This window comes from Bradyrhizobium sp. STM 3561, assembly GCF_045571455.1.
Lineage (GTDB): Bacteria > Pseudomonadota > Alphaproteobacteria > Rhizobiales > Xanthobacteraceae > Bradyrhizobium > Bradyrhizobium vignae.
Genome location: NZ_CP120695.1, coordinates 5,419,412 through 5,444,139, shown reverse-complemented (window position 1 = coordinate 5,444,139; position 24,728 = coordinate 5,419,412). Strand labels below are relative to the sequence as shown.

20 protein-coding genes and 3 pseudogenes are annotated in these 24,728 nt (G+C 62.0%); 19 read left to right on the top strand and 4 right to left on the bottom strand.

Annotated features, from left to right (window positions below):
- Positions 1-153 precede the first annotated feature (153 nt).
- Complete coding sequence (locus P6U28_RS25755; RefSeq protein WP_122406413.1) at positions 154-648, top strand: ferritin-like domain-containing protein; 495 nt, start codon at positions 154-156, stop codon at positions 646-648.
- 216 nt (positions 649-864) lie between these two features.
- Positions 865-1,460: pseudogene (locus P6U28_RS25750) on the top strand (cell envelope biogenesis protein TolA).
- Positions 1,461-2,108: 648 nt separating this feature from the next.
- Here the strand turns inward: P6U28_RS25750 and P6U28_RS25745 are convergent.
- Positions 2,109-2,965, bottom strand: a pseudogene (locus P6U28_RS25745) (DNA ligase).
- A 104-nt stretch (positions 2,966-3,069) separates the two neighbouring features.
- Here P6U28_RS25745 and P6U28_RS25740 point away from each other — a divergent pair.
- On the top strand, positions 3,070-3,258 hold the full coding sequence (locus P6U28_RS25740; protein WP_122406414.1) for a DUF3606 domain-containing protein: 189 nt from the start codon (positions 3,070-3,072) through the stop codon (positions 3,256-3,258).
- A gap of 1,167 nt (positions 3,259-4,425) precedes the next feature.
- On the opposite strand, the gene P6U28_RS25735 is transcribed toward P6U28_RS25740, so the two are convergent.
- Together P6U28_RS25735 and P6U28_RS25730 are read right to left on the bottom strand one after the other, a co-directional pair.
- Positions 4,426-4,578: a hypothetical protein gene (locus P6U28_RS25735; RefSeq protein WP_407123120.1), complete on the bottom strand. Its 153-nt coding sequence runs from the start codon at positions 4,576-4,578 to the stop codon at positions 4,426-4,428.
- A 103-nt stretch (positions 4,579-4,681) separates the two neighbouring features.
- Positions 4,682-6,286, bottom strand: a complete 1,605-nt coding sequence (locus P6U28_RS25730) for a reverse transcriptase domain-containing protein (protein WP_407120208.1) — start codon at positions 6,284-6,286, stop codon at positions 4,682-4,684.
- 975 nt (positions 6,287-7,261) lie between these two features.
- Between P6U28_RS25730 and P6U28_RS25725 the strand changes: the two genes are divergently transcribed.
- The 8 genes and pseudogenes from P6U28_RS25725 (at position 7,262) to P6U28_RS25690 (ending at position 18,593) form a co-directional block, all read left to right on the top strand.
- Positions 7,262-8,224, top strand: a complete 963-nt coding sequence (locus P6U28_RS25725) for an ArdC family protein (protein ID WP_122401256.1) — start codon at positions 7,262-7,264, stop codon at positions 8,222-8,224.
- 103 nt (positions 8,225-8,327) lie between these two features.
- Positions 8,328-10,293 (top strand): annotated as a pseudogene (locus P6U28_RS25720) (ParB/RepB/Spo0J family partition protein).
- A gap of 186 nt (positions 10,294-10,479) precedes the next feature.
- Positions 10,480-14,796: a strawberry notch-like NTP hydrolase domain-containing protein gene (locus P6U28_RS25715; protein ID WP_407123119.1), complete on the top strand. Its 4,317-nt coding sequence runs from the start codon at positions 10,480-10,482 to the stop codon at positions 14,794-14,796.
- Positions 14,796-15,857, top strand: a complete 1,062-nt coding sequence (locus tag P6U28_RS25710) for a toprim domain-containing protein (RefSeq protein WP_407120207.1) — start codon at positions 14,796-14,798, stop codon at positions 15,855-15,857. Before P6U28_RS25715 ends, P6U28_RS25710 begins: the two co-directional genes overlap by 1 nt.
- A 326-nt stretch (positions 15,858-16,183) precedes the next feature.
- A complete protein-coding gene (locus P6U28_RS25705) occupies positions 16,184-17,107 on the top strand; it encodes a DUF2493 domain-containing protein (RefSeq protein WP_407120206.1) in 924 nt (307 codons plus the stop codon).
- Positions 17,104-17,694, top strand: a complete 591-nt coding sequence (locus tag P6U28_RS25700) for a hypothetical protein (protein ID WP_407120205.1) — start codon at positions 17,104-17,106, stop codon at positions 17,692-17,694. The genes P6U28_RS25705 and P6U28_RS25700 overlap by 4 nt, the downstream gene beginning before the upstream one ends.
- A 225-nt stretch (positions 17,695-17,919) precedes the next feature.
- Positions 17,920-18,084: a hypothetical protein gene (locus P6U28_RS25695; protein WP_164937178.1), complete on the top strand. Its 165-nt coding sequence runs from the start codon at positions 17,920-17,922 to the stop codon at positions 18,082-18,084.
- 188 nt (positions 18,085-18,272) lie between these two features.
- Positions 18,273-18,593 carry a DUF736 domain-containing protein gene (locus P6U28_RS25690; RefSeq protein ID WP_129145587.1) on the top strand — a complete coding sequence of 107 codons (321 nt, stop codon included), beginning with the start codon at positions 18,273-18,275 and terminating at the stop codon, positions 18,591-18,593.
- A gap of 218 nt (positions 18,594-18,811) precedes the next feature.
- On the opposite strand, the gene P6U28_RS25685 is transcribed toward P6U28_RS25690, so the two are convergent.
- Positions 18,812-19,498, bottom strand: a complete 687-nt coding sequence (locus P6U28_RS25685) for an IclR family transcriptional regulator (RefSeq protein WP_407120204.1) — start codon at positions 19,496-19,498, stop codon at positions 18,812-18,814.
- Positions 19,499-19,694: 196 nt separating this feature from the next.
- Here P6U28_RS25685 and P6U28_RS25680 point away from each other — a divergent pair, with 196 nt between their 5' ends.
- From P6U28_RS25680 to P6U28_RS25645, 8 genes are all read left to right on the top strand, one after another.
- Positions 19,695-19,892: a CoA transferase gene (locus tag P6U28_RS25680; protein WP_283809939.1), complete on the top strand. Its 198-nt coding sequence runs from the start codon at positions 19,695-19,697 to the stop codon at positions 19,890-19,892.
- The gene (locus P6U28_RS25675) at positions 19,853-20,902 is read left to right on the top strand and encodes a CaiB/BaiF CoA transferase family protein (protein WP_407120203.1); all 1,050 of its coding nucleotides are present in this window, start codon (positions 19,853-19,855) and stop codon (positions 20,900-20,902) included. The genes P6U28_RS25680 and P6U28_RS25675 overlap by 40 nt, the downstream gene beginning before the upstream one ends.
- A gap of 16 nt (positions 20,903-20,918) precedes the next feature.
- Positions 20,919-21,467 carry a citrate/2-methylcitrate synthase gene (locus P6U28_RS25670; RefSeq protein ID WP_407120202.1) on the top strand — a complete coding sequence of 183 codons (549 nt, stop codon included), beginning with the start codon at positions 20,919-20,921 and terminating at the stop codon, positions 21,465-21,467.
- Positions 21,464-22,096 (top strand): DUF2285 domain-containing protein, encoded by a 633-nt coding sequence (locus P6U28_RS25665; RefSeq protein ID WP_407120201.1) that lies wholly within the window; start codon positions 21,464-21,466, stop codon positions 22,094-22,096. The genes P6U28_RS25670 and P6U28_RS25665 overlap by 4 nt, the downstream gene beginning before the upstream one ends.
- A 133-nt stretch (positions 22,097-22,229) precedes the next feature.
- Positions 22,230-22,511, top strand: a complete 282-nt coding sequence (locus tag P6U28_RS25660; RefSeq protein ID WP_008561544.1) for an AlpA family transcriptional regulator — start codon at positions 22,230-22,232, stop codon at positions 22,509-22,511.
- A 22-nt stretch (positions 22,512-22,533) separates the two neighbouring features.
- Positions 22,534-23,415 (top strand): replication initiator protein A, encoded by an 882-nt coding sequence (locus P6U28_RS25655; RefSeq protein WP_407120200.1) that lies wholly within the window; start codon positions 22,534-22,536, stop codon positions 23,413-23,415.
- 289 nt (positions 23,416-23,704) lie between these two features.
- Entirely contained in the window at positions 23,705-24,169 is a 465-nt protein-coding gene (locus P6U28_RS25650) for a DUF2840 domain-containing protein (protein ID WP_407120199.1), read from the top strand.
- Positions 24,166-24,678, top strand: coding sequence for a S26 family signal peptidase (locus P6U28_RS25645; protein ID WP_407120198.1), 513 nt, complete (start codon positions 24,166-24,168; stop codon positions 24,676-24,678). The genes P6U28_RS25650 and P6U28_RS25645 overlap by 4 nt, the downstream gene beginning before the upstream one ends.
- Positions 24,679-24,728: the final 50 nt, after the last annotated feature.

The window sequence follows — 24,728 nt, the reverse complement described above, 5'->3', positions numbered from 1 at the left end:
TCAGGGCCCGAACGACCTAGCGGCGCCCTTGTTCCTATCGCGGCAAGGACTCGGGCGCGTCGAGGGCTGCGTAGAGACGCCGCAGCCGGGTGCGATTTGGAACGTAGCTCCATGAGCGATGTTCTCGCCTTCAGCAAAGCACAGGAGGAACTGATGACACAGACAGCGCGCGATATATTCGTGGTCGGGTTGAGGAACGCGCATGCGATGGAGACCCAGGCGCGCGAACTACTGGAACGTCAATCGGAGCGCTTGGATGAGTACCCGGAGGTGAAGCAAAAGGTTGCCGCCCATCTTCAGGAGACGAACACTCAGTTAACGAGGCTTGAGCAGTGTCTCGAGGCCTGCGGCGAGACGACCTCCAGTCTCAAGGACACGGCCCAATCCATCGCGGCGAACACAATGGCGATGGCCCATTCGATGGCGGGTGACGAAATCCTCAAGAACACTTTCGCGAATAATGCGTTCGAGCACTTCGAGATCGCTGCCTACAAGTCGCTGCTGGCGCTCTGCCCCGCGGCCGGGATGGATTCCGCCAGAGCTCCGCTGGAAGCTTCGTTGAAGGAGGAGGAGCGCATGGCCGCCTGGATCGACGCCAACGTCGCGAAGGTCACGATGGATTACGTGACCCACGAACAAGCGGCGTGAGCGAACTACCAACGAGCCCGGCCTATTTTCCGTAACAGGGCAGGACCTGCTCCGTGGCGTCCAGGGCGCATCCGAATGCGCTTTTCACTGACGCTGGGGCGGTCGCTTATTAGATCCCGGACAGGCGGCGCTGTGCGCTCGATCTAAAGTATCCCTGCTTGCGCGGTAGACTGACCGGCGGATCAAATGATCGAGTCGGTAGGTGGGGAGCGAGGCGTGGCGAGAAAACTCAAGACCTACCGGACTTCGCTGGGTTTTTTTCGATCTGGCGATCGCCGCTCCCTCCATGGGCCCTCGAAGCCTGGGGCGCCGACAGCAATCTCTTCCACCAGGGCGCGGCAAAGGACAGCGACGATCCGGACGTCATCGAGGCGACCATGGCTGCGCCGGGCGTCGTTCTGAAGAGACCTGTCGGCTCCGACGGGCCATTCGGGGAGCATGCGGAGTTACCTACCGACCTTGCCAGCGGCAGCTCAAAGAAGACAGGCCGCCGTCCACCGCGGAAGCCTGCCAAGCGGGCCAACGATGATGCGGCTGACCGGGACGCCGCACTTGCTTTCGAGAGGGAGCAGAAGCGACGGGAGCGCGAACGTGCCAAAGAGGAGGCCGCCCGGCAGAAGGAGCGCGAGCGATGGCAGCACGCCGTCGACAAGGCGCAAGACGCCTTGGACGCGGCCCGCGCAAGCACGAAGAAAAGGCCGCTGATATTCAACAACAACTCGAGGTTCTTGAGGAAAGCGCGCGGGACGAGGAAGCGCGCTGGGAAAAAGAAGGCCCGGCTGGAAGAGGCGTTACGACGAGCGCGAGGTTAGGTCTCGAAGTGTGACCATCTCGAGTCTTAGCATTAACGCCTGCTTTGCCGTCGAGATCGGAAATCGCCAATCTGAACTGCCAGGTCTCCAGCCTTAGCCGTTGCGCTCTTCCCGCAAGATGCGCTCCAGATCATCCTCGAAGATGTTCTGCGTTGCTTCGAATAGAGTCAGCAGCTTATGGCTTCCTCAGTGTTTGCACCGCCATTGCTGACCATCCGTTGCTGCCTTTCGACGATCTGACGTCCTCTGGCAACATGGCGACGGGCAAGGATGACACGTTCGGAATCCTGAGACATTGGTGGCTCCTGCTGCAGGCGGGAGCGCGATTGGCCTCTCAGTCACCGGTGCCCGCGGGCAGAGTGCCTTTGCCGGTGATGACTGGTCATACTCCGTTTCGCGAATTCTGATACTTTCCAATTCAAGCCGGTCAATGTCGAATGATGCGTCTCGAGCGGGCGTGCTTAGACTGAGCAATCGCTTGTAACCTATCGGCCGGAAACCGCCCGCGCTGCGGATTCGTTGACCTCGCGCGGTCCCGTCTGTCCTCCGGAGACAGCTCCATCACCGCTCGATGGAGCTCCGCAGGGATCGTCAGCGGACTATCGAGCGGCTTTTCCGCCCACTGCCAGAAGCGGTCAAAGGCATCCATTACAGATCCTCCCGAAGTCCCCTGAAGAAGGGATGGCGGAGTTTCCCCTCAGCTGATTTCGCACGGTACTCTATCTCCGCCAGCAGCTTGGGCTCGACCCAGATGCCTTTGTGCGCAATCCGCTTTGCATAAGGCTGCGTCTTGCGGATCAGCGGCTTCAGGCGCTCCTGAAGGTCGACGGCTGACGCCAGATGCCGTCCCACTTCGTTCCATCGAGCGCGAAACCGGCAATGGTCAGCGTCTCCCGCTGCACGCAGGTCTTCTTGACCCAGTCGTTCGTGCGTCCCGCCGGATAGGCGCTGCCCCGGACCTTCGAGATGACGCCTTCGAGGCCGAGCTTGCAGGCGTGCGCAAACATCTGGTGGCCGTCTATTTCGAAACTTTCGCTAAACTGGATGTCGGTGCCGGTTAGGATCTTCTTGAGTTCGGCTTTGCGCTGAAAGAGCGGAAGCTTCCGGATATCTCGGCCGTTCAGATAGAGCAGATCGAACGCTACGAGCACGATGCTCTTGGACTTGCCTCTGAGTTCGTTCTGCAGGACCGAGAAATCGGTGGTGCCGTCGGCGGCCGGGACCACGATCTCGCCGTCCACTACCGCCGAGTTCGCCTTGATCCGCCAGGCGTCTTGAGCGACCTTCTTGAAGCGATGCGTCCAATCATGGCCTCGCCGGGTGAAGATCTTCGTCGTCTCGTTGGCCAGATGGACCTGAACACGGTAGCCGTCGAATTTGATTTCGTGAATCCAGCGCTCTCCCGACGGCACTTTCTCTGTCGAGGATGCCAGGGCCGGTTCGATGAAGCCGGGCAAAGGCGCCTTGACGCCGATAGCTGCCGGCTTGTTACGCTGAAATGCCACTGCAGAACTCCACGCTACAGCCGATTCAAATTGGCACAGTTCGAATCGTTCCGGAACCTGCGAATCCCTGTCGCGTTGCTTCCATGTCACAACAGGAGGCACCCATGGCGGGAGCGAAGAAGAGGAAGACGGCGCGGGGACGAAAGCAGGACCGGGCGAGAGTGGCAGGCGGGCAGGACTACGAAGTGCAGTATGAGGCGAAGAAGATAGGAAAGTCGTCGCCGGCGGTGAAAAAGGCCGTCAAAAAGGTCGGCAACGCGCGCAAGCAGGTGGAGAAACGGCTAGGCCGCTGAGTCGGAGAGACGGGCTGGCGTCGGAGCGTGCCCAGTCAGAGGGGGCATTCAGGGCAGGTATCACCGATCGAGTCCAGCACGTCGCGAACCGCGGCCTCCGCTTCTTGACGGGATGCGTCTGCTGGCGGATCTCGACGGGCGATGTCGAAGGCCCGCTCTCGTGCATGCGGATCGGCGCGGTCCTGCATCCAACCGTGCCTGGAAACACCGTTTTCCGATACTTCAGACGTCCGAGCTTAGGTGGTTGCTCCTTGCCCTTTTTGCGCGTGCGGCTGTCGCCGCACCGGGCACTCGTGAACCGAGCCGCGCAGCGTCTCGGGCTTGCGGCTTCGATCCGTCGCGCACGAGCAGATCACGCCCTCGCGGGGCAGAAACGAAAACCGGACCTTTATGCAGCAGCCACCTGCATAAAGGTCCGGCCTTATCTTAGCGTGCCGCGATACCAAACGGCTGCAAAGGACGCTTCATATCCTTTGGGAGGTCTCGCTTTTCATCCGGGTCTCGACCCGGAGGCGGCAATATATCAGTAGCCGATACGACTACTTCTTTTTCTTTGAAGTCTTCTTTGCCGCCTTCTTGGTAGCTGCCTTCGCGGTCTTCTTTGCCTTCTTCGCTTTCTTGGCCATGTCGTCCTCTGTAAGAATTGGCTCTCAGTGAACAAGCCCACGCCGTGCATAGACATGCGCACACGTGAGACGATATCACAAAAGCAAAATTGATACCAAGGAGACGTAAATCCGCATTGAGTAGCTCGCCGGAGGCACTCGCCCTCGGGCCCGCCGTCATTGCATGCCGGCGTCGCTATCACTGCCCTTCGGGTCGGGTGCCTTCTTAACCGGTCTCGCGACTGCACTCGGTCCCGGGTCCCGCCGCTACGCGTCGGCGCTATGCTGACCCTCCTGCGGGTGCCTCTTTCGCCGCGTCCGCGAGTGGTCTTCGCTTTCGCTCCGCCCACAGACCTCTCTTCCACAATTGTGAGACCCCTGTGAAAATGCCGGGCGGTTCTCGTATCATTGCCTGCATCACGTTCGCTCAGGTTTTGGCGCGTGCGGCCAAGGCCACACCGGGCTCTCGTGAACCGAGCCGCGCAGCGTCTCGGTAGGGTAGGCGCGGGACACCTCGTAAGAGGATATCCCTACGCCTCCCTCCAAACCGTGCGGGCACCTTTCAATGCACACGGCTTTCCGTACGCGCATACTTTCGACCAGAAACGGTTGTTCGGCACGACGGGCACAGGACAATGGTCTTGCGCCGCCAACCGGACTGTTTCCAAACCGCCAGCACGCTTCGCAGATCTCCGACGCGGCGGAGGTGATGCATCTCAAATGGTCCGCTCATACCGCCGCACGCTTCGCATCTGCGAGCGCTAAGCCGATCGATGAGATCATTTGGGTTTTTGACCCACCACGCACCTGCCGTGACATTATCCACCACAGGGACTCGTCCAGTAGGTTTGAGTGAGATACTTCAGTCTCCATAGCTTGATACTGCGAAGCTTGCCACGGACCACAGAGCTGACCTCGTAGTCCGTCCCATTCCACAGACGTGCCATGGTTCTCGCTGTCGTCGTCCGATGTCGCATCGCCAGCGTCTTCACGGCACTGCGGAACACGACAAGCTCCAACAGTCCCAAAGCGCTTTTGATGTCGTCGGCCAACGAATGGTAGTTCGCGAATCCACGGAACTCTGAGTTATAGGCGAGGACGGTTGCGACGTCGCTGGTAACAAGGAACTGTGCGCGATGACGGCCAGTCTTCCTGGCGAGGTCGCCATAGCCGTGTCGCTTACAGAACTTGGTGACTTCTTGCCGAGGCACTCGCAAGCTGACATTGTCGGTGGTCGGGCGGCGTAGCACGCGCCATGTCCGTCCGTCCGGTCCCGTGCGGCTGGTTTTCCGTCCAGCCCCGTAGGATGTGTATGTCGAGATGCGATAGCTGAGGAAGGTCACTCCCTTTGAAGCGGCGTGAACTCCACTTTTCTCGGGCGACACGGCGAGCTTCAAGGCGTGCGTCAAGAACTGTTCGACGCCCGCCATGATCTCACACGCTTCCCGCTTGCTCCCGATCACGCCGATGAGGAAGTCGTCGGCGTAGCGGCAGTAGCGGAGCCTTTTGAAGTTGGGGTCCATCGGATCGACGGAAGGCACTTTCCGTCTCTCCTTGTTGACGGCTTTGATCTCTGCAAAAGCAGCGTCGATCTCGGCCTGATCCGCGCCGTTGGCACGGAGCCGTTCAATTTTGCGGCGGAGACGGAGCACGCGCCGTTCCAGCGCGGCATAGCGCGGGAATGGACGCCGCACGCGGCCTTTGTCGAAGTCCGCTTTCATTGTCTGCATTCGCTGATCCAGCTCATGCAGATAGATGTTGGCGAGCAAGGGCGAGACAACGCCGCCCTGTGGCGTACCACTGTACGTGCGTCCGTAGACCCAATCTTCCATGTAACCTGCTTTGAGCATTCCTTCGATCAGGCCGATGAACCTATCGTCATCGATCCGTTTCCTCAGAAGCTCGAGCAGGATGTCATGGTCGATATTGTCGAAGAACCCACGCACATCCACTTCGACTAGCCACTTACAACCCGTCCAGGTCTTCTTGATGGTCTTGAGAGCGGTATGGCAGGATCGGCCCGGGCGGAACCCATGCGACTCATCGAGGAACACAGGTTCGTAGATCGCTTCGAGCAATATCCTGACCGCCTCCTGGACGAGCCGGTCTTCCACCGTGGGGATACCCAGCGGTCGTGTTTTGCCGTTGTCCTTCGGGATATAAACCCTCCGGACTGGCCGGAAGCGATAAGTACCCTCTGCTACGCGCCTGGCAATATCGGCAAGCTTCGCCAGCGACATGCCGTCGAAGGTCTTGCCATCTACACCGGGCGTCAGGGCTCCCTTGTTGCGGGAGACCTTTTCGTAGGCCCGCTCGAAGAGATGCGGAGATCTCATCAGGCGGTGAAGGCCATTTACGCGCTTACCCGACCGCGACAAAGTCGGCAGTGATTCAATTCTTCTTTGGATGGTAGCGGCCTGCATCAGCAGAACCTCTCCGTCGAAGAATCTCTTCTACGCATACTGCAAATGCCGCTGTTAGCGGCATCGTCCTTCCCCCGGTCGGAGGCGCTTTCGGTCCGGTCGCCCGGCCTTATACGCATGATCGTCCACCTCGCGGCGGCTGTCCCGGCCATTACGCCGGGCATTTGGGTACTATGACGGCTCCGTCGCCATACAGGTTCTCGAAAGAACCTGCTGTAGGCGATCCCGTAGTTACGTGCGTGGGGAGTTGCGGCATGTTTAGGTGTCCCGTTCGTCTCCTTAATCCACTGACGGTGGTCGTCCCACGCGGACTGGTGGCAGTTCGCACTGGGAGGTGCGATCCGCCCCGCGTGGCATAGCGTGTCAGCCGCGTTCGCTACGGCCAGCCCTTTGGCAACTGGAAACTGGGATTCAGGCAATACAGCTTTCACCATGCATACCTTTACTTTGTACTCTCCACCGGGCTGCGGCGCCCGACTTCGAGACGTTTCCCCGGCATGCTCTGGTCCCGTTCCCCTTTCGGAGTTTCAGTCGTTTCCGACACCGGTAAGCCGGGCAAGTAAGAGCCATAACCAGCAGGCTCCATTCTTTCGAACACTCCCTTCTTCTCCACGCCTCTACGGCGCGCGCCTTGCGGCTTCGATCCCTCGCGCTAGAGCTTTGGTGCTCCTCGCCGGGGGCACTCGGGAAAGGGGCTCGCCTGCGGCGATCGCTATCACTGCCCCGTTCCCGGGTGCCGCTATTGAACCGGTCTCGTCGCTGCACTCGGACCCGCGTGCCCCTTCGGGTCGCTATGCTCACGCTCTCCGGGTGCCATTTTCCGTTGAGGCGATGCGCCCTTGAGCGCACGCCTGATCGGGCCTGCTGCCTAAGGCAGATTGCGCTAGAAGCTGAGAGAAAGAGTGCAGGCTGGTTTTTCCGTGACGGGTTACAAGCTGCGAGAGAGGCTCGTGGCGCCCGTCGCGGAGACCCGCGATGTCGAACCCTACTGCTTGCGCGCGCGTCGGCCAGGACCGGGCAAACCTCTATAACGAAATCACCGACAAGATCATTGCCGAGCTTGAGGCCGGACGCGTCCCCTGGGTTCAGCCCTGGGGTACGGCCGCGGCGAAAGCGCCGCTGGCCATGCCGAAAAACGCGTCGACCAACCGGCAATACAGTGGCGTTAACATCCTCATCCTCTGGGGAGCCGTGATCGAACGCGGATTTGCCGGTCAAAGTTGGCTCACCTTCCGTCAGGCGCTCTCGCTCGGCGGCCACGTTCGCAAGGGAGAGCGCGGCACCACAGTGGTGTACGCTGATCGTTTCGTGCCGAATGACGAAAAGCGCCGGGCGGCCGAGACCGGCGAAGACGCGCAGGCAATTCCATTCCTCAAACGATTTACCGTTTTCAACGTCGAACAGTGCGAGGAACTGCCCGACGGCATCGCAACCGCTGCGCCGCCACCGCCGGCTGGCCTGATTGACCCCACGGTTGACGCCCTGATCAAGGCCAGCGGAATTCCATTTCGCATTGGTGGAGATCGCGCATTCTACGCAACAGCCGAAGACTATGTTCAGGTCCCGCCGCCGCAGGCCTATTTCGAACCGATCAACTGGCACCGTACCGCTTTGCATGAACTCGGTCATGCGACCGGGCATCCCTCGCGCCTCAATCGCGACCAGAGCGGATCCTACGGTACGAAGAAATATGCCTTTGAAGAACTGGTCGCCGAGTTGAGTTCCGCATTCAGCTGCGCGTCGCTCGGGATCGTCCCGACCGTGCGCCATGCCGACTATATCGGCTCCTGGCTTGAAGTCCTACGCGAAGACAGTCGGGCCATCGTGCGGGCCGCCTCACAGGCGAGCAAGGCCGTGGACTATTTGCTCGGCTTCGTTCCCGGGTCCATTGAGCTTCCGTCGCTGGATTCGGTTGTCGCCGATCACGAGACGGCGTGATGCTTGGCCTGATGGCTGCGCGAGAGTGAGAGGAGGGGAGGCTGTTCGCGACGGGTTGGAAGCCGAGAGAGAGTCTCACGGCCGCCCGTCGTGGAGAGCCAAAATGACGAAAGCCGTCCAAAAGATCACGCTGTCGCCTTCCCGGGACATCCCCTTCCGCAAACTCGTGCTCAGCCAGTCGAACGTTCGCCGCGTCAAGGCCGTTGTCTCGATCGAGCAGCTAGCCGAGAGCATCGCGCAGCGTACGCTTCTGCAAAGTCTGAGTGTCCGGGCCGTTGTTGATGCAGATGGCAACGAGACCGGCATGTTCGAGGTGCCAGCGGGCGGCAGGCGCTATCGCGCTCTCGAGCTCCTGATGAAACAAAAACGCATGTCAAAGACGCAGGCGGTGCCGTGCGTTGTGCGTGAAGCGGGTATCGCCGCGGACGATTCGGTGGGGGAGAACGATGAGCGGGTCGGCCTGCATCCGCTTGATCAGTTTCGGGCCTTCCAGACACTGCGCGATCTCGGCATGAGCGAGGAAGACATTGCCGCGCGCCAGTTCGTGAACCCTGGCAGAATGTCAGCCGTTCCGGCTATGACGAGCCTTACCAGATCCGGCGCTTGCTCACCGAGAACACCGTACGCGGGTCCGATCGCCGCGCCCAATTTGTGGGCCTTGATGCCTATCAGCACGCGGGTGGCGGCGTTCTGCGGGATCTGTTCGAGCACGACGACGGCGGCTGGCTTCAGGACGTCGTGCTGCTCGACCGCCTCGTAACCGAAAAGCTCAAGGCCGAGGCTGAGACGATTGCCGCCGAAGTGGATATCGGTCGCCGTAGACTTCTCCTACGGTCACACTCAAGTCCTACGGAAGATCGAAGGCAAGCCTGTCAATCTCTCGCCTGAGGAGCAGGCCACCATCGATGCACTGAACGCCGAGCAGGCCAAGCTGAAACCGACTACCAGGATGGGGACGAGTTGCCCGAAGAGGTCGATCAGCGTCTCGGCGAAATCGAGTCGGCATTGACGGCGTTCGAAGACCGGCCGATGCTCTACGATCCGGCGGAGATCGCCCGAGCAGGTGTCTTCATCAGCATCGATTCCGATGGGCGCCTCTCCGTGGATCGAGGTTACGCCCGGCCGGAGGACGAGATGCCGGTAACCCATCCTGATGTCGGGCAGACCGCCGATCCGTCGTCGATCGGAGGGCAGGAGCCTAGCGCTTCCGTCCAGCGCACGGTCATCGCGGTCCCGGGTAGTGCTCCCGATGCCGAGGACGATGAAGACGCGGCCAAGCCTCTGCCGGATCGGCTGATCACTGAGATGACGGCGCATCGTACGCTAGCATTGCGGGATGCGCTGGCAGAAAATCCTGCGGTCCGTTCCAGGCGGTGCTGCATAACTTCGTGCTGACGGCCTTTTACAGGTTCGCGTCATCGGGGAGCTGTCTGGAAATCGGCCTTCGCACACCGACCTTTCCAGCTCAAGCTCCTGGGCTGAGGGAAAGCGCGTCTGCGAAGGCTCTCGAGGTGCGGCATGAGGCTTGGAGGGCTCGATTGCCGAAGAGCGAAAACGATCTTTGGGATGCGCTGACGGCTCTCGACGGCGGCGCACAAGCATCCCTGTTCGCCCACTGTGCGTCATTTGCGGTCAACGCCGTCTATGAGCCGGCCAACCGCTACAATCAGGGCCGTGTCTCCGCTCATGGTGTCCGCACGCGTCTCGATCAAGCGAATGTGCTGGCGCGCGCGGTCGGGCTCGACATGGTGCAGGCTGGCTGGCGACCGACCGTCGACAACATCGGCCGGGTCACCAAGCCGCGCATTCTCGAGGCCGTGCGGGAAGCCAGGGGCGAGTCGTCGGCACAACTGGTCGACCATCTGAAGAAGGCCGACATGGCCAAGGAGGCCGAGCGTCTTCTGGATGGCTCGGGTTGGTTGCCGGAGCCGCTGCGTCTCATCGATCCCGATGTGGCGCCGGTGGAGCAGGAGGACGAAGCGGGCTCGCTGCCCGAATTCCTCGCCCATGAGGAGGATCCCGAAAACGGCAGCGACGAAGATCCGCAACAGCTCGACGCGGCTGAGTGACATCACAGAGCGGGACGGCTCCGGCCGCCCCGCGGTTGCTTGCGGACCGGTGCGCAGCGCTGGTCCCCATTCTTATTGGGAACGGCAGAGAGTGAGAGTCGGGCCGGAAAGGGTTTGAGCCGTCGGGGTCAAAGGAGAGCGCCTGATGGTTCGACCCATTCCTGCTCTCTCCTGAGACATCCTGCCATGACCGAATCTCTTGCCGGCGGCGCCGCCGCGCCGCTCTCGATGCGTGCCACTGCAAATCTCACCTCTGCCGCTATTAGGGCCGCGCGACAGGTCCTGACCGAGCTCGAACGCGGCCGTCGCATCGATGCCGCTGTTCTGCGTACCGCTGTGGAGCCTGCCTTCAGCGCCCCGGACACGGCCGGCGCCTGGAACTGGAAGACCGCCTATGACGTCTGCGAGGCGGCAACAGTTCTGTTCCTTCGCAAATTCGGCCCGGCCATGCGGGCCAAGGCTGGCTCGACGGCAGCAATGCTGCCGATGCTCGCGAAGATCGCGAGTTGTCTGCCGACCCACACGCGGCGTTCCGAGGACAGCCAGGCGCTTCAGCAATTCTCGACGCCCATCCCGCTCGGGCTGGCGGCATGCGCCGCAGCCGGCATTACGCCCGCCGATCGTGTTCTCGAGCCATCGGCGGGCACCGGTTTGCTCGCCATCTTTGCCGAGCTCGCCGGCGGCGCCTTGGTGTTGAACGAGTTGGCCGAGCCCCGTGCGGCGTTGCTCGATCATCTGTTCGCGGGCGTTAAGGTCACGCGGTTCGATGCTGCGCAGATCGATGATCACCTCGACGCAAGTGTGGTGCCGAGCGTCGTCCTGATGAACCCGCCGTTCTCGGCCCTGGCGAATGTCGATCGACGGATGGCGGATGCGACCCTCCGGCACATCGCTTCGGCGCTCGCGCGTCTTTGCGATGGTGGGCGCCTCGTCGCCATCACTGGCGCAAGCTTCGCGCCCGATAACCCGGCATGGCGAGATGCCTTTGTGCGGCTCCAGGGACGCGGGCGATTGGTGTTTTCTGCGGCGATCGAGGGCGCCATCTACGCCAAGCATGGCACTCAGACGGATACGAGGCTGCTTGTGATCGACAAGCTGCCCGCTGCCGATCCGACGGCTTTTCCTGCCTCGCCGGGCATGGCGGCCGACGTCGCTACCTTGCTTGATTGGGTGGCCAAGCATGTGCCTACAAGGACGCCTGTCGCCACGCCATCGGAGATCTCCGCTATCCGGTGGCCAAATATGTCCCGGTCGACCAGCGCTGTTGCAACGCGCTCATCGTCTGCGACAGGCGCCGCGCCAGAAGGCGTCGAACTTACGTACGAAACGGTCGAATGGTCGCCGCCGGAAGGCACCCGGATCACCGATGCGCTTTACGAGGAGTACGGATTGCAGTCGATCCGTATTCCTGGATCGTGCGCACACCCGACCAAACTCGTGCAATCCGCGGCGATGGCTTCCGTTGCGCCACCGAAGCCTTCCTATCGTCCGCACCTGCCGGCCAATGTTATGGCAGACGGAGTTCTATCGAATGCCCAGCTCGAGAGCATCATCTATGCAGGTGAGGCGCATTCTGAGTTTCTCGCGGGCTCCTGGACGGTCGACGCAACCTTTGATGTTATGGCCGCCGCGCGCGATGACGCGGAAAATGCCGTCCGCTTTCGCCGCGGCTGGTTTTTGGGCGATGGCACCGGGGCGGGCAAGGGGCGGCAGGTCGCGGGGATCCTGCTCGACAACTGGCTCAAGGGCCGTCGTCGTGCGGTCTGGATCAGCAAGTCCGACAAGCTGATTGAAGATGCGCAGCGCGACTGGTCCGCGCTGGGCATGGAGCGATTGCTTGTTACGCCGCTTTCGCGGTTTCGCCAGGGTACCCCGATCCGGCTCTCGGAAGGCGTCCTATTTACCACCTACGCTACGCTACGGACCGACGAGCGTGGCGAAAAGCTTTCGCGTGTCAGACAGATCGTTGAATGGTTGGGCGCCGATTTCGACGGAGTGATCGTCTTCGACGAGAGCCACGCCATGCAGAATGCGGTCGGGGGCAAGGGCGAGCGCGGCGACCAGGCGGCCTCTCAGCAGGGGCGCGCGGGCTTGAGGCTCCAGCACGCGCTGCCGAATGCTCGCGTCGTTTATGTATCGGCGACGGGCGCAACCACGGTCCACAACCTCGCTTATGCCCAACGCCTCGGTCTTTGGGGCGGCTCCGACTTCCCGTTCGCCACACGCGCCGAATTCGTCGAAGCGATCGAGGAGGGTGGAGTCGCGGCCATGGAGGTGCTCGCGCGTGACCTGAAGGCGCTCGGCCTCTACGCGGCCCGCTCGCTTTCCTATGAAGGCGTCGAATACGACCTCGTCGAGCATCAGCTTACGCCGGAGCAGGTTCGCGTCTACGACGCCTATGCAGATGCGTTCAGCATCATCCATAACAACCTCGACGCGGCGATGCGGGCCGCCAACATCACCGGCGAAACCGGAACGCTGAACGGGCAGGCGAAATCCGCGGCCCGATCCGCCTTTGAAAGCGCCAAACAGCGCTTCTTTGGCCATTTGCTGACCTCAATGAAGACGCCGTCGCTCATCCGGTCGATCGACCGCGATCTCGCCGCCGGCCACGCCGCTGTCATCCAGATTGTTTCAACGGGCGAAGCGCTGATGGAGCGCCGGCTCGCCGAGATCCCGACCGAAGACTGGCGCGACGTTCAGGTCGACATCACCCCGCGCGAGTATGTGCTCGACTATCTCGCCCATTCCTTCCCGGTCCAGCTCTACGAACCATTCGCCGACTCTGAGGGCAACCTCTGCTCTCGGCCTGTCTATCGCGATGGCCAGCCGGTCGAGAGCCGGGAAGCCGTCGCACGACGCGGCCGCCTCATCGAGAAACTCGCCTCGCTGCCTCCGGTCCCCGGCGCGCTGGATCAAATCGTGCAGCAATTCGGCACCGACATCGTCGCCGAAGTGACCGGCCGCTCGCGCCGCATCATTCGTAAGGGCGATCGGTTGGTGGTCGAAAACCGAGCCGGTTCGGCCAATCTCGCTGAGACATCGGCCTTCATGGACGACCTCAAGCGTATCCTCGTGTTCTCCGACGCAGGCGGCACGGGGAGGAGCTACCATGCCGAGCTCTCGGCCCGGAATCGCCGCTTGCGGGTCCATTATTTGCTCGAGCCCGGCTGGAAGGCCGACGCCGCGATTCAGGGGCTCGGCCGCACAAACCGGACCAATCAGGCGCAGCCGCCGCTGTTCCGTCCCATTGCGACCGACGTGAAAGCCGAAAAGCGCTTTCTCAGCACCATTGCTCGACGGCTCGACACGTTAGGGGCCATTACGCGCGGCCAGCGCCAGACAGGAGGGCAGGGCCTGTTCCGGCCCGAGGACAATCTCGAAAGCCAGTACGGGCGTGACGCGCTGCGTCAGCTCTATACGCTGCTTGTGCGAGGCAAAGTCGATGGCTGTTCGCTCGAACGGTTCGAGGATGCGACCGGCCTGAAGCTCATGGATGCCAATGGGCTGAGGGATGACCTGCCGCCGATCACCACCTTCCTCAACAGATTGTTGGCACTCACTATCGATCTACAGAATGTGCTGTTCACCGCCTTCGAGCAGCTGTTGACCGCTCGGATCGAGGGCGCGGTCGCGTCGGGTACCTACGACGTCGGCCTGGAAACGCTCCGCGCTGAAAGCTTCGTCGTCGCCGACCGGCGGACGATCTATGACCATCCTGGCACCGGCGCCGAGACCCGGCTGCTCACGGTCGCCCAGCGGCAGCGCAATCATCCGGTGAGTCTGGATGACGCTCTTGCACGTCTTTCCGATCGTCAGGCCGTCCTGCTCGTCAATGAGCGCTCGGGACGAGCCGCCGTGCAGGTCCCTGCGGCGAGCGTCATGCTCGATGATGGCGAGATCGAGCGGCGCGTCCGTCTGATCCGGCCGATGGAGCAGCACCGGGTCGCCCTAAGCATAATGGCAGAAAGCCATTGGGACGAAGCGGATCGTGAACGCTTTGCCTCGGCCTGGCTGGCGGAACTTGCGGAGGTGCCCGAGTTCACGGAAATCACGATCCACGTCGTGGCGGGCTTGCTGCTCCCGATCTGGAAGCGGCTGCCGAACGAATCAACCCGCGTCTATCGGCTCCAGACCGATGCGGGCGAACGCATCATCGGACGCAAGGTTTCCGCGGCGTGGGTTGAAAGCGTCCTTGCAACGGACGCGCCTGCGCTGACACCAGGCGCTGCCTTTGCCGCGCTGATGGAGGGACGGACCGTCCTCGATCTTGCGGAGGGGCTCCAGCTTCGCCGCGTCCGGGTGATGGGCGCGTATCGCATCGAGCTGTCGGGATTCAAAGACACGATGCGCGATCGCCTCCGTGCTTACGGCCTCTTTGGGGAGATCATCTCCTGGAAGCTGCGCATGTTCGTGCCCACGGACGCGAGCGGTGTCGAGATCCTGTCGAATGTACTCGACAGCTATCCGGTTGCGCGCATCAGTGATCGGGAGGCGGCGTGATGTCCCGCGATGCTTCCGAACTGGCACGCCGCCTCTCGCGCGAGGCCGAGGCGGTGTGCCGACACTATCTCTCCAATGGCAGGCGAGCGGGGCGGTACTGGCTGGTCGGCGACGTCCACAACACGCCGGGCCGCTCGTTGTTCGTACGGCTCCAGGAATCGCCGAAGGGACCCGCTGGGAAATGGACCGACGCCGCGACCGGAGAACATGGCGATCTCCTCGACATCATCCGCGAAAGTCTGGCCTTGCGAGACTTTCGCGAGGTCGCTGAGGAGGCGAGGCGCTTTCTGAAGCTACCGCTTTCTGAACAGCAACCAGCTCAGAAACCTATTCGTCCAGTAGTGCCGGCCGGATCGCAGGAAGCCGCTCGTCGGCTCTTTGCGATATCCAGTCCGATCGAGGGGACGGCGGCTGAAACGTACTTGCAGCGTCGCGGAATAGCCCGCATCCACCATGGTGGCAGCCTCCGCTTCCACCCGCGTTGCTACTATCGGCCGGACGAGCATTTGCCGACCGAAACCTGGCCGGCGATGATAGGCTCTGTCACGGACCTCGAGGGACGGATCACCGGCGTGCATCGCACCTGGCTAGATCCAGACGGCTTTGATCGCGTGCGGCTCGGCAAGGCTCCGATCGACACACCACGACGCGCAATGGGCGACCTTCTGGGCAACGCCGTTCATTTCGGCGTGGTCGATGACGTACTTGCTGCCGGCGAGGGGATCGAGACCATGCTGTCACTGCGTTACGCACTGCCGACCTTGCCCATGGCGGCTGCGCTTTCGGCCAATCACCTCGCAGCCATGTTGCTGCCGTCTGGCCTGCGTCGGCTCTATATCGCCCGCGATGACGATGCTGCCGGAGATGCCGTACAGGCGATTCTCACGCAGCGAGCGGAAGCCGTCGGCGTTGAAGCGATCCCGCTGTCGCCCCGGCTGGGGGACTTCAACGAAGATCTGCACCTCTTCGGGATCGATGCCATCCGAGTACGCTTGCGGCTTCAACTCGTACCAGAGGACGTCGCGCGCTTCCTGCATTCTCCGACGGTAGCCGCGGAATAGCCCCGGCGCTTCCATCGGGGTCGACAGCTCGGTCATAGCAAGGCCACTGCCGGAAGAGGACGCGACCACGGCCTTCTAGAGGGCGATCGGACGGCAAGCGGCTCGGGCCGGCAATGGCTGCGTCCGGCTATTTTCCGCCGCGCGCCGGCGATTAGCCGTCTGAGCGGCGCGCTTTGCATCGCGAAGCAAAATAGCCGGCCTTTGCCATCCTCCGCGGCGCTTCGGCCCTCCGCTCTGCTCCGGGTTCTGGCCCGTTCCGCCTGCCGTCTGAGTGATCGCCACGAAGGCCGCGATGGTCGCGGCCGATCCGGCAAAGGATCGCCTCCATGACCGACCACGACGACATCGAACCGCCGCACGCCGCATCTCCGACCGAACATGTTCTTACCGAATTGCAGCTCTTCGGTTACCGCCCCTTCGACGACCAGCCCGATCCACGGCCGCTTCCCGAGGCCAGGATCATTACCGGTGCCGTCGCTGACATCTTCGATGCCCTGGTCGCCACGTTGAGCGACACGCGGCTCGAGCCGGACCTTGACGATCTGCTCTGGTCTACTGTCAACCTGTTCCACCGAGCCGTCGACCGCATCGGGCGTCAACTTGACGACAACGAACAGGCGCAGCAGAAGAGCCAGCGCGAGCAGGACGGCTCCGAAGTTCGATCCGTCGAACTCGAGCGCGTGACGGCGGAAGGCATCACATTGATCGAGCGGCGCGACTGCCTGGAGCTCTTCCGTGATCGGGCCATCGAGCGCTTCGAGACGCACACCGGCTCATTCTGGCGCCCCCGATCGGGAACGCTGGTGAACCATCGTACGCTGACCGCAGCGATGATCGACTCCCGCGACTTCATCGCGGCGAAGCGCCGCGCCGAGACCGAGGTCATGCTGCCCGCTGGGCCGAAGATCGCGCTCACCGGAGGGCTCGACTTTAACGACCACAACCTCATCTGGGACCGCCTCGACAAGGTTCATGCCAAGCATTCCGACATGGTCCTGCTCCATGGTGGCTCCCCGAAGGGCGCTGAACTGATAGCCTCGAAATGGGCGACCACCCGCAAGGTACCTCAGATCGCCTTCAAGCCAGACTGGACGAAGCATGCCAAGGCCGCACCGTTCAAGCGCAACGACGCCATGCTCGAACTCCTGCCGATCGGCGTCATGCACTTCCCGGGCACGGGAATTCAGGACAACCTTGCCGATAAGGCGAAGCGCCTCGGCATCCCCGTCTGGAGGTTCGGCTGCGCGTGAGCGCCGTCTTCTCGATTTCCATCGAAGCGAAATTGCTCGCGCCGCAACTCCGCCTCGTTTCGGTCTCATATCCAGAGTTGCGCCGTGGTGGTGGTGGAAGGCGCGACCAGTACATCTATGCACATGGAGCCACCACCTTGCTCGCTATTGGGCTTGTTCTCAACACACTCGGCATCGGCTTGTTCTGCTGGGCGATCTTTACGCTCGCTGTGTATGCATTGCCATTTTTCGTCGCACTGAGTATCGGGATCACGGCGTATCAGCGCGGCGCCGGCCTCGTTGGCACCCCGCTTATCGCAACGGCCGGCGGTACGCTGACGCTCGTGCTAGGCCAGGTCGCCTTTGCTGCTACTCGGTCTTCCGCCTTGCGTATCGCGATCGCGACAGCATTCGCGGTCCCCGCCGCCGTCGCCGGCTATCATGTGGTATTCGCCCTGTCCCAGATCGGAGCGCCTTCACTCGCTGGGCGTGACGTCTTCGCTTGCCTGGGCGCAGTTTGCATTGGCCTTACGTCATGGACGCGCTTGATGGTGTTGGCGAAGCCCCGCCCGTTCGAGCCGGGTGAGGTGGTGGAGAACCCGTCCTAACGCGTTCTTATGGCCGCATGGCCCGAGGGGCTGACCGTTTTCCGCCCTCCGTCGAACAGGTGCGCGTAGATCGGCGCGTTAAAGGAAGGCTGATCGAAACCTGAGCGCGGGAAGGGCCGTCCTCCTCGGAACACCTCGATCAAGCTGCCGGCATTCGGTCTGGCCCACACAGCCGCGTCGGAGCGGTTTTATCTCGATCCGTTCTTGGGGAGACGATTCCGCCCTTTGCAGCAGATTGTTTCTCTTTCTGCGCCAAATCGTTTCGACCGCTTGTTCATCAAAACCGAGATAGCCACGCTTCTCCGTAAGATTGTGGTTCAGCACGCGGACGCACGTGGCCTCGTTGATGGCTTGATCTGGCCGAAGACCGGCTTCGCCTCGATCGTCTGAGCCGCAACGCCGTTGATGCGACTTTCTTCCCCTGGGCTTCGCCCATTCCTCGCGAGACAAGAAAGTCGCCACAACGACGTCCTCCGCTGCGCTACGGCCCGACCGGGTGCGTCGCCGATCGTCCTCGGCCCTAGATCGCCATCGAGGCTGCGGTGGTCGCGGGCTCGAAACACAACAGGAGAAGTGACATGGCTAACATCGGTTCTTTCAAGAAGGTCGGCAACGAATTCCAGGGCGAGATCGCCACCCTGAGCCTGAAGGCCAAGGGCGTCCGCATCGTCGCCGAGACCAACCGCTCCAATGACAACGCGCCCAGCCACCGCATTTATGTGGGCCGGGCGGAGATCGGCGCAGCCTGGTCGAAGCGTTCCGAGGAAGGCCGCGACTACCTCTCGCTCAAGCTCGACGACCCTTCGTTCAACGCGCCGATCTACGCGAACCTGTTCGACGAAGAGGGCGGTGAAGGCTACACCCTGCTCTGGTCGCGGCCGCGCAAGACCGGCGAGTAAGAACGCCCCCATCAAGCCCCGTCCGACCAAATCGGACGGGGTTTCATAGCTAAAAGCCTGCCCAGAGCGTAACGCCATTCGCAGCTGCCTGGCCCATCCACGAAACTGCGCTCTGTCTCCCGGGCGCCGCTCATCGCAACAGAGCGGACCAGATTTGCTCAATCTGAGTTTTTTCGCATTGTGACCCTAACGCGACATCTGCCGCTTGTTCGCCGGACTCAGTCAGATGCAGGCAGGTGGTCAGCTAGTCGCGCAGCCTCCATCTTCATGGCTTGGATCGCCAGGTGTTGCGCCTTGGTATCGAAACGGCTTCTCAAATCGGATACAGACAAGGCGCCGCGCAACCGGCCTGCATTGTCGATGACCGGCACCGAAGCGGCGGCGACGTCTGCGTCGCGCTCACCCAACGAGATATAGAAGCCGTCCTCTCGAATCTGCGCTCCTGGCGGCCACTTCGGCGCCGTGTAGGCGCGCAGAACGCGCCCCGCGGCCCCGCGATCGAGCGGGAGCCGTTCTCCCTCTTCAAGATGGTGTCGAACCGCGCGCGGCGAATTCTGGCGATACAGGCAGATGCGCTCGTCGCCGTCGCGGACATAGAACGAGGCGCTCTCCTGGGTCATATCGACGAGGCGGCGCAGAACCGGCCGGATGAACTCGCCGAGGTCGAGGCCGCGCCGGTAAATTGCTCCAAGACGCCACAACTCCGGTCCGAGCCGGTAGAGCTTGTCCTCTCCTCTCTGCACGAAGCCGCAGGCTTCGAGCGATGCGGTCAAACGCAAGACCGTGCTCTTATACAAGCCGGTGCTTTGCGAGATTTCTGTCAGGCTCATCTGTCGGCGCGTTTCGGAGAAGGCGCGCAAGATGTTGAGTGCGCGCTCGACCGACTCCGCGCCGTCCCTGGTCATCAAAAATCGCCTTACAGGTTCTGTTTTACAGAACTTAGTTCGCGCGAATTCAAAAATCAACCTGCAAGCCCACCTGTATTGGGTTCTTCACAATAGAACTGCCTTGACTCATGCATTGAACTCGGGCGTGAGGTCTGCACAATAGAATAACGCTCTGTCAGACAGAACGAGGGTTGAACGTCTTACGGAGATCGCCATGAGTTTGCCGCTTGAGGGCGTACGGGTCCTCGATCTGTCCAACGTGCTCGCTGGACCCTTCTGTGGCTACAACTTGGCGCGGCTCGGCGCCGAAGTGATCAAGACGAAAATCCGAAGGGCGGCGATCTGGCTCGCCATCTCGGGGCAGATCCGACGATGGCACAGCGCCTGTTCGGCCTGTACTTCGTTGCGGTGAATGCCTGTAAACAATCGATCGCGATCGACTTGAAATCGCCGGAGGGTCGGGATGCATTCCTTCGACTTGTCGATCAGGCCGACGTGCTGCTCGAGAACTTCCGGCCCAAAGTGATGGAGCGGCTCGGCCCCGGCTATGCGGTTCTCGCGAAGCGCAATCCCCGGCTGATCTACTGCGCCATATCCGGCTTCGGTCAGGAAGGCCCCTGGGCAAACCGGTCCGCCTACGACCAGATCGTGCAAGGTGTCTCGGGCGCGATGAGCGTAACCGGCGATCACCGATCAGCGCCGTTGCGCACCGGCTTTCCGATCTCCGACACCATGGCCGGTATCACAGCAGCCTTCGCAATCTCGGCGGCGCTGGTCGCGCAGCGTTCGACGGGCCGCGGTCGGTTCATCGATGTGTCGCTCCTGGAATCGACTCTGGCGGCAATGGGCTGGGTAGTCTCTAACCACCTCAACGCCGGCATCCTCCCCGAGCCAATGGGGAACGAGAATTTCACGGCGGCGCCATCCGGCACGTTCAAGACGAAGACCGGTCCGCTCAACATTTCCGCCAACGAGCAGAAGCAATTCGAGAAGCTCTGCCAGCTGATCGGACGACCCGATCTCCTGAGCGAGGAGCGGTTCAGTGAACGCCACACGCGCAACCTGCATCGCGCAGCCCTGAGCGACGAGATCAACAAGGCGCTTAAGTCGAAATCCGCCGAGGAATGGGAGGAGATTTTCAACGCCGCCGGCGTTCCCGCGGGGTGCGTGCTCTCAGTCCAGGACGCACTGCAGCAGCCGCAACTGGTCGAACGCCGGCTCGTCGAGAACCTGCCTCTCGGACCGACCGAAGGGCAACAGCTACGGGTGACGCGCCCACGCTTCCTTCTAGACGAAGGCTTTCCCAAACCGTCCGCTCCCCCGCTGCTCGGCGCCGACACGGCGACATGGCTCGAACGGCTCGGCTACACGCGCGCCCAGATCGACGAAATGGCGGACCGCGGCGTGGTCCGCGTCGCTTGAAAAGGAAATCCTGGTCATGCCCGAATCCAATCCCGCCGATCTCCTGATCGAGGCAACAAATTGGTGGTCGACCGACATTATCGACATGAAGCCGGGCGTCATCCGCTTTCGTGGCTTTTCGATCGAGCAGCTGATCGGCTCGGTCAGCTTTCCGCAGATGATATGGCTTCTGTTGCGCGGCGACCTCCCGTCGCCCGATCATGCCGCTCTGCTTGAAGCCGCTCTTGTGGCTGCGGTCGATCACGGACCGCAAGCGCCCTCGATCGCGGTCGGCCGCATGTCCATCACCTGCGGCTTGCCGCTCAATGGAGCAATGGCGTCGGCCATCAATTTGCTCGATGACGTCCATGGAGGCGCCGGCCAACAATGCATGGAGCTGTACGCCGACATCGCTCGACGGATGAGTGAAGGTACGGCGCTTGTAGCGGCGACGCAGGCTGGTATCGCCGCCTTCGTCGAGGCACACGGAAAAATCTTGCCCGGTTCGGCCATCGCCTTCACCCGATCGACCCTCGCTCACCGAGGCTCCTGTCGCTGGTCGATGCTGCTCGTGAGCGCGGCGTGATTTCCGGCAACTTTGCCGACATTGGCCGCGCCGGCGAAACAGCGCGGCGGGTCGGGACCAAGCGCCAAAAGAAGCGCGGTCACCAAATATTGGGCGCCCGAGGTTCTAGCGGCGGTCGTTCCGGTGCCGGTTGCCTTGACGGCCGATATCGGCTCGGCAGTCTCCCACTGCTCGAGTTAAAGCTGGCCAAGTGCGCCGCGCCGCAGACGGCTGGCATCGTGCTGCGCGTCGGTGCGGTAGATCACCGTGTCTGGTCCAAAGAGCCGCCGGTGCTCGGCGCGTCATACGCAGCCGAATTGCCATTTGATGGCGATTTCGACGCGCGTGCGTATGCAGCCCGCCGGCTGTGGCGCGCGATGAACGGACCCCCGCCCGGTCCAGCCTTTCACCAGTTATCCAGACAGCGGCGCGAACGCCTGAGCGTGGCGATCCGCGCGCTCGATGCGCATAGCGCCGGCGGCAGCTATCGCGTTATCGCCGAAGCGCTGTTCGGCAAAAAGCGAATCCCCGATCGCGCCTGGAAGACGCATGACCTGCGCAATCGAGCAATCCGCCTGGTGCAAGGCGGCGTCGCGTTGATGCGCGGTGGTTACCGCAAACTCCTGCGGCCCGGACGCAGGGCAGAGTAGCGCAGACTCCAAGGGGTGCCGAAAATCGTACCCGCAACATTCGGCATCCCCCTCCGAGATCTTGCTTCTCCATGATGACCGTACACACGCCGGCATAGCCAGGCGTAGTGCGATGTGCTCCTGGAGTCCTCAAATGCCCGATCCAATGGCCGGTCTACCACCGCGATTCCTGCGTACACCGGAGGCCGCGCGCTATCTTGGCCTGTCCGGTCGCACGCTCGAGAAGCACCGCACGTATGGTACTGGACCGACGTATCGGAAGATCGGCGGACGTGTTGTCTACGCCGTCGATGACCTGAAAGCGTGGGCCGACCGCGGCGCCAAGACGTCGACATCCGATCCCGGCAAGGGGACCGTGCTCCCCGCCAAGAAACATCCGGCCCTGCGTCCCTATGCAGGCCAGGAACGTCGTTGATCGCCGCGTGAGAGCAGTGACCATGCGGCGCAAACACCATTCCGAGCGCGAGCAGCTTGAGCTCTTTCGGGCGCTGCCCGGGGATCTTGCGCCCCGTGACGCGCAGGATCTGATGGCTTATCCGTTCTTCTCGCTCGCAAAGACGAAGCGGATCGTGCCGATCGATTTCCGAGCTGGTGCGATCGCAATTCGGGTCGAAGCCGTTCCTGAACACGGCATGGCGACCATTTGGGATGCAGATGTTCTGATCTGGGCTGCGTCCCAGATCGTCGAAGCCCGCGACGCCGGCTTGAAGACGTCGCGCCTGATGGCTGCAACACCTTACGAGATTTTGACGTTTGTCGGCCGCGGCACCAGCGCACGTGACTATGACCGCCTGAAGGCTGGTCTTGACAGACTTCAGTCAACGACCGTGCTGACATCGATCCGCCAGCCGGCAGAGCGGCGACGGCACCGCTTCTCCTGGATCAACGAGTGGAAGGAGACGGCAGATGCAAACGGTCGGCCATTTGGGATCGAGTTGATCCTGCCGGATTGGTTCTACGCTGGAGTCCTCGATGATGCCCTCGTCCTGACGATCGACCGCGCCTATTTCGAGCTCACGGGCGGGCTTGAGCGGTGGCTCTACAGGCTCGTGCGCAAGCACGGTGGACGCCAGGACGGCGGCTGGAGTTTTGATCTTGTGCACCTCCATGCCAAGTCCGGCATCCTCTCGCCGCTCAAGCATTTTGCGTACGACCTACGTCAGATCGTCCAGCGCCAGACATTGCCCGGCTACCAGCTCGTGCTCACGCGCGATTCTGATGGCACCGAGCGACTCAGCTTCGCGCCAGCGCCTTTTGATCCCTTAACGGCACGTCTGCGCCGGCGCGGTCTCATTCGAAATTCGGAGGACAACCTGTGAATCAACTCGTGCTATCGGGGACCGCAACCCTCGTGCTATCGAGAACCCGATCCTCGTGCTTTCGGGGACCGGAATCGACCTTAAGGGCTTGTTTCTCCGAGCTTTCCAGTCGCTCTAACTTTACTAACCAGAAATCCTTCGGATTTTTTCTAACGGACCAGGCCGAAAGCGGAGTTGGTGGCGCTCGGCAACGGCCGTCCGACAGGCCAGCCTGCCTTTGTAGGCCATACACACTCTCCACCGAGCCCCAAGCTCACGGTTGCCAACTCCAGCGTCACGGAGCGGCGGCATGAGCGATCTCACGGAAGTGGAAGTGCTGTGGCTCGAGAAGCGTATTGAAAACCGGATTCGGTTCGGTCGCATCGTCAAGGAACGGAAGCTTGATCGCCACCGGCGCGTCCTGTCATTTGCGCCCGGCAGCATCTTTGCTTTCATCCGGTGGACCTCCAACGACTTTGGGGCAATCATTTCGCGGATCGACATCTTGCGCGCGGTCCCTCCGGGACAGCGCTGCTCGACCGTTCCTTATGTGACACCCGGCGGAGAAATTTTGCTGCGTCTGTCCGGTTGGCCGAAGGTCGAGCGCGTGCTGCAGATGACCGATGCCGTTGAGGCATTCGGCATCGATCCCGCTGATGTCGCGCCTGATCATTGGCATCACGTTCATAACCGTCTGTCCGTCAATGAAAACCCGCGCCCGTATACGAAAGCGCGCCATCAGGCCTGGCTTCATCGCCAAAAGGTGATGCGATGACGGACCGCCCAATAATGTTGGCCGTGACGATTGGGGTCGCTGCTGCCCTCATCGCGACGATCGTGCTGGAGCCGCTTCCGCTTTACATCTGGAACGCATCCGCGAGCGTGCCGATCGGTCTCTACCGCCTCCGGCCGGCGGACCAATTCCGAGTCGCTGAATTGGTCGCGGTGCAGCCGCCGGAGCCGCTTGCGACCTTCCTCGACCTTAACGGCTATTTGCCCATTGGCGTCCCCATGCTGAAGCGCGTGCTCGCCCTTCCCGGGCAGACCGTTTGCAGAACCGGCCTCACGATTTCGGTCGATGAGGTGGCGATGGGCGAGGCGCGGGACCGCGACGGACGCGGACGGCCGCTGCCGAAATGGCAGGGCTGCCGCGTCGTCGGCGACGGCGAGCTCTTTCTCATGAACTGGCAGTCCGTCGACTCTCTTGATGGACGGTATTTTGGTTTCTTGCCGGCGTCGGCAGTGATCGGCCGTGCGCTGCCCGTGTGGACATGGGAGGAGTGATCGTGCCTGTTCCACGCTCTCACCCCGCCATTCCTCTGTTCGATCGATCG